Annotated in this window: 5 protein-coding genes and 1 pseudogene; 3 read left to right on the top strand and 3 right to left on the bottom strand. The window is 60.1% G+C overall.

Annotated features, from left to right (window positions below; translation table 11 throughout):
- Positions 1 to 930 precede the first annotated feature (930 nt).
- Positions 931 to 1,542 carry a winged helix-turn-helix domain-containing protein gene (locus AC5JJ6_RS39085; RefSeq protein WP_496047213.1) on the top strand — a complete coding sequence of 204 codons (612 nt, stop codon included), beginning with the start codon at positions 931 to 933 and terminating at the stop codon, positions 1,540 to 1,542.
- Positions 1,539 to 2,024, top strand: coding sequence for an IS630 family transposase (locus AC5JJ6_RS39080; RefSeq protein WP_496047212.1), 486 nt, complete (start codon positions 1,539 to 1,541; stop codon positions 2,022 to 2,024). Before AC5JJ6_RS39085 ends, AC5JJ6_RS39080 begins: the two co-directional genes overlap by 4 nt.
- Before the next feature lie 57 nt (positions 2,025 to 2,081).
- Here AC5JJ6_RS39080 and AC5JJ6_RS39075 read toward each other — a convergent pair.
- From AC5JJ6_RS39075 to AC5JJ6_RS39065, 3 genes and pseudogenes are all read right to left on the bottom strand, one after another.
- Positions 2,082 to 2,564, bottom strand: a pseudogene (locus tag AC5JJ6_RS39075) (transposase); the annotation flags it as partial.
- Positions 2,565 to 2,854: 290 nt separating this feature from the next.
- Positions 2,855 to 3,898, bottom strand: coding sequence for a chemotaxis protein CheB (locus tag AC5JJ6_RS39070; protein ID WP_496047211.1), 1,044 nt, complete (start codon positions 3,896 to 3,898; stop codon positions 2,855 to 2,857).
- 142 nt (positions 3,899 to 4,040) lie between these two features.
- Positions 4,041 to 4,652 (bottom strand): Crp/Fnr family transcriptional regulator, encoded by a 612-nt coding sequence (locus AC5JJ6_RS39065; protein ID WP_496047210.1) that lies wholly within the window; start codon positions 4,650 to 4,652, stop codon positions 4,041 to 4,043.
- A gap of 341 nt (positions 4,653 to 4,993) precedes the next feature.
- On the opposite strand from AC5JJ6_RS39065, the gene AC5JJ6_RS39060 reads away from it, so the two are divergent.
- A complete protein-coding gene (locus AC5JJ6_RS39060) occupies positions 4,994 to 5,353 on the top strand; it encodes a hypothetical protein (protein ID WP_496047209.1) in 360 nt (119 codons plus the stop codon).
- Positions 5,354 to 5,622: the final 269 nt, after the last annotated feature.

The raw sequence follows: 5,622 nt of genomic DNA, 5'->3' as shown, positions 1-5,622 counted from the left end.
TGTCTAGCCTCTGAGATAGACTTAGGCCCGCTCTCATGCCCCGAGAGCGGGCCTTGTTCTGCGCTACGACAGCACCCGATACACGACGGCGATCAAGCCGGACGCTACCCAGAGCGCCGCCAGCGCCGCTAAGATCGTTGCAATGCCTCGTTGCACGATCTTTTCCATGGAGTTAAACCACGAGACAACTGGCTTGATTACCGAGGCACCAGGGCGGGAGGCGCGACTCTTTCACAGCGGATTGAATGACGATCTCGATCGTGCGCTCCCAGTATCCGCTTCGCTCCTTCCGAGCCCGTCGACCCAAGTCCAATAGGCGTTCCAAGCGCCTGCTTTCATCGGGTGCAGCTCTTCTGACAAGTTCGGCTAAACAATCCAAGTGGATCTCGGTCGGATGGGGCTCGATTGCTGCTTCGGGATGGCTCTTAGTAGAAAAACTGGTTTGAGGGCTACGTGTCATATCTGCCCATCCAGCCGAGCAGGTCCAGAGCACTGCCAACCCTACCAGAATTGTCGCCATGCCTCGCTGCACGAGCTTTTCCATGTGGCACTAACAGGCATGCAGGCACGGTGTTCCTCTGGCAAATAGGAGCAATAGGACGTTAAAGACGGCGATATTCTGACCAATTTGCGTATGCCCATCGATATTAGTGATGACTGATACAATGGTCCGTTGAGGGTGAATTCTCCGGGTTCGACGCCTCCCGAGATAAACTAGACCCGCTCTGTACCACTCTGGAGCGGGTCTTCTCCTTTGCTACAACAGCAATCGTAGCGCGGCTATAATGCCAAAGAAAAACATTAAGCCAATTTCGAACAGTATAAGCACTATGAGGGCTCGGACAATCCTCATGTTCGGTAATACGCTTTCCGCATAGAGGCTTTCTTCTGATTGATTCGCTGAAAAGTGGCTGAAAAATCGATTGAAGAATGACACCGCCCCGCCGAGGTCCCTACATCATCGACATGTCAGGCAGGATTTTTGTCGCTCCGCATCACTCGACCGAGGAGTTGGAGCGCCGCTACAAGGCCGCGATTGACGGCATTGAACGCGGACACCTTCACATCATCTGGCTTCTCAGCCAGGGGCGTTCGGCGAAATTCGTGGCAGAGGTCACGGGTTACACACCAACCTGGGTCAGCAAGATCCTGTGGCGCTACAACGACCACGGCCTCGCGGGGCTCGGTGATGGTCGCCTGGACAATCCCGGCGCCGCCCCGCTGCTTGAGCCGGCCCAGATGGAGGAGTTGCGCGAGCTGGTCAGCGAGCCGCCGCCCGACGGCGGGTTGTGGACCGGGCGCAAGGTGGCGTGCTGGATCGCCGGGCGGATCGGGCGCACGGTATCACCGCAGCGCGGGGTCGAATACCTGCGTCGCCTGGATCTAACGCGTCAGGTGCCGCGGTCGGCCAATCCCAAGGCGAGCTTGTACGAGCAGGCGCGGTTTAAAAAAAGCTCCAGGCCCGCGTCAGCGAGCTCCAAGGCTCCGACACAGCGATCCCGGTCGAAGTCTGGGCGTTCGATGAACACCGCCTCGGATTGAAACCGATCCTGCGCAAGGTCTGGGCGCCACGTGGCTGCCGTCCAACCGCCAGCGGCCATCACCGATACCAGTGGCTTTATCTGTACGGCTTCGTCCGGCCCGCCACGGGCGAGGTCGTGTGGTTCATCGCCGATGGCGTCAACACCGCGCTGTTCAGCGCGCTCCTGGCGTCGTTCGCCGCCGAGGCGGGCGCCGGCCCCGACAAGCGCGTCATTTTGGTGCTCGACGGCGCGGGCTGGCATGTCGCCAAGGATTTGGTGGTTCCGGAAGGCGTTGAACTGATGTTCCTGCCACCGTACTCGCCACAAATCCAGCCCGCCGAACGCTTGTGGCCTTTGACGAACGAGCCTATCGTCAATGAATACTTTGATACGCTGGAGGAACTCGATGAGGTTCTTGCCCAGCGTTGCCGTATCCTCGCCGACGACCCCGATCAGATCAAAGCACACACCCTCTTCGAATGGTGGCCGCATCATAATTAGGAAGCGCTGCAAACTTGCCTAAAGCATTTGGCGTCAGCCTGTTCACGCGGAAAGCGTATAATCCTCCGCCCAACTCTCTTTCAGCCGGGCGATGACCGCGGGCGACAGGTTGGGCGCATCCTTGCCAAGCAGCACACTCAGCGCCTCCTGGAAATCACCGGCCGAAACCCCGCGCAGGTACAGGATCGGCAGCAGGGCGTCGAGACTGGTTGTCCGCCGAGCCCAGCGTGGCAGCAAGGCTGAGCTGAACCGGATGCGCTCGGCTGCCGGGCCGGGAGCGCGATCACGGACCTTGATCCGCTGGACCTCGACCGGCCCGATCCCGGTCTGGATTATGCGTTCCGGCCCATAGCCATGCCGGACCAGCCGGTCCCGGCCATCAGCCAGCTTCAGGTCTTTGCCGGCAGCCAGGAAAGCCGCAACCTCGGCTTCGATGGCCTGCTCCAACAACTGGCGGGCTCCCGATCGGAGAAGGGCCGTCAGGGGATCATCGATTTCTTCGGGCTGGCGAAGCCAGACAATGCTGTTATCTTCCGTCATGGCGTAGCGCTCCCTCGTGGAGGTTCTGGCAGGCGTCAAGCACCTACCTCGTTACGCCACCTTCCTCACCTCGTCATCACCCAGTTTCCGCCATAGCTCTTTGAGCACACGGTCGAGTTTGCTGCCGGGCACTCCTGGCGGTTGCTCAGGCTCAGGAAGCGGTGCAGTGATTGAAACCCCTCAGGAAGGAAGCCGATGCTGACGTGGCGCATCAGCGCATTTTCCGTAAAGTCCGTTCTAAAGGCATGCAGATCGCTGTTTTTCCAGAGCCGCCACTGCAGCGCATGTTGCTATTCGGGTTGTCGCAGGTTGCTATTGTCGATGAGTTCATCCTGATCGTCGGCAATTGAGGATGGGCGCGGCCATTCCTGCTGTATGAACTGCTCCAGCACCTCGGCTATTGTTTTGATCTCCTGACTGGCCGTGCTCCAGCGCTGGGCGGAAAGCGCCTGGCTCTTCTGTTCCGCCGACGCGGCCAATCGCTGGCACAGCGCCGCCCGTTCGTTGAGCGCGCGAAGTGCGATTGCCAGCGCCTGCTCCATCATCCGGAACTGCGCCTCGTCCATGTCAGGACCGGCATAGCGGTGGCCGATGTGGCAGGTGTAGTAGGGCAGCGAGTCCATCCTGGACTCCTTCAGCGCCCCGCCGCATTCCGGACAGGTCAGCGCCACCGGATCGCCCAGTTGATAATCGTCCTCCACCTCGGTTCCTTCCTTGACGGGTTGGGGTTGCACCGGCCTCACGGAAACCGGTGTCGCTGCTGCGGGTGTTCGGCTCCCGACCAACCGGACCAGAAGGCCGGGCATCTCGCTGGCAGGCACGCAGTAATCCACCGACACGCTCGAAAGTGCCGTGCGCGGCATGCTTGGATACTGCGCGTCTTTCGGATCCTGCACCACGGTTGTACCGCCCCCGCGCTTGATCGCGCTGAACCCGGCGGTGCCGTCGCCCAGCATGCCGGACAGGATCACCCCGATGACCGCCGGGCCATAGGCTTGCGCAGCGGAGCGGAACAGCGGGTCCACCGCCGGGCGGGTGCCATTCTCGCGCGGGCCGCGGGAGATCCGCAGGTATCGCCGCATTACCAGCAGATGATGGTCGGGCGGGGCGACAAAGATGCGCCCCGGCTGGAGCGGATCGCCGTCAGTGGCCCAACTGGCGGACAGCGAACCAAGCCGGCTAAGCAATTCCGGCAACAGGCTTTGCCGGTTACCCAGATGCAGGACGACGCACACGGCGGCGCTAAGCTCGCGCGGCAGACCGCTGACCAGTTCCTGGAGGGGCTCCACCGCACCGGCGGATCCGCCAACTACGATAACGCTTCGACATTCCATGCCGGCTCAACAGGCGAAAAGCAATTTCAGTCAAACGCTGGAAAAACGGATGCCAGCTTCCGGATTTTTCCGGAGAAATGGTCTACGCAGCCGGGGCTGGTGTGCGTAACACTTCCCATCATCACATGCACCGTGCCTGTTCTCAGCTGAATCTTCCGAGGATGAAGTCGGACTGGTTCTTGACGGTGCGGTAGCACTCGCACGCTGACAGCTCCAGGGCGTCCCGGTTCAGAATGGTGATGTGGCCGCTGGCGTAGTGGATGATGCCGGCTTTCTGAAGGGCACTGGCCGCTATCGTCACGCCCGAGCGACGCACGGCCAGCATGACGGAGAGGTATTCGTGGGTCAGGGGAAGCTGGTCACCGTCCGCCCGATCGTGCGTCATCAGAAGCCAGCGTGCCAGTCGTTCATCAATGTGGTGCATGGCGTTGCAGGCGGCGGTCTGGGAGACCTGGAGCAGGAATGCCATCGTGTAGCGGTGCAAAGCGGCGGACAGGGCGCGGCTCCGGACGGCTGCTTCCCGGAATGCCGCGACTTCCATGCGCCATCCGGCACCGGGGATCTGGACCACGCATTCCTGGGTCACTGTATCGACGCCGAGGAAGACGTGAATGCCGACCATGCCCTCCCGACCGATCATGCCGACTTCCACCGAGCCGCCGCCTTCCAGGAGAGCGAGCATCGAGGCAACGCCCTGGTCCGGGAAGTAGACATGCCGGATCGGTTCGTCCGGAACAATCAGCGTCTTCTTCAAAGGTAGTTCAGTGGACTGAAGATAAGGTCTCAGAAGTCCAAAATCCTCAACCGGCAACGATGAAAGTATTTCATTGCGAATGGTCGATTGATCTGGACTGGTCATGTCAAACTCCCACAGCACCGGGGCGGGAGCGCGCGCATCTCTCAGTCATCTGCAACCAAAGACCAACCAGATGATAGAGAATACATTATCATATAATAAGCCTTCAACGGTACGGTTTCGTACACCAATCGTGTTTTTGCCGGTGCAATAATGCCATTCTCCTTCTCGGCTGTACGGCAGGACCGTTCAGCCGTTTTATCACAAATTCAGCCAATCTACTGAGAGGTGAGAGTGCGATGAGCAGTGTCCTGGTGCTGGAAACTCACGATCCGCATGAGGAAGACTTTTGCCTTTCGACCAGGGTGGCGGAGCGGATCTTCCGGGACCAGGTTGGAAGCACAATCGTTCGGCCGATTGTCTGGGATCCTGCACCACGAAGTGATGTTTACTTCAACCTTGAGAGTGTCGTCAGGCGTGATCGAGCAGTGCCGGACGATGACGAAGAAGCGTTTCATAGCCTGCTGGCTCGCGGCGCTACCTTGAAGGCCAGGAGCGTAGCGGTGATCGAACAGGCGCACAAGGTGCAGACGCAATCGAGAGCGCTGCTGGCGCGAAGCTCCTCGTCCAGGCGCAGCAGGCTTTTCGGAGCGACTTAGCCGCTCGTCATGTACTTTGGACACTTTCGTTCGGCGCAGCCATCCCGATGCAAGGCACACCATCCGGATATCTGGTAAACCACCTGGAGGCATGACATGACGACCCTGAACATCCAAGAGGATCAGCAGGCGAAGAACGCCCAGGCAGCGGGAAAAGATGGCCCCGCTATTGCGTCGTATGTCGGGCAGAGTTCCGGCAGGAGGCTGGCATCTGAAAAGCCTTCCGCTCTCAGAGAACAGGACAGCCGGTCACTCCGCCGCGCCCAGAT

Source organism: Skermanella sp., from assembly GCF_059503625.1.
Note: the sequence above shows the minus strand (reverse complement) of the source record. Positions and strands in the feature narration are given on the sequence as shown.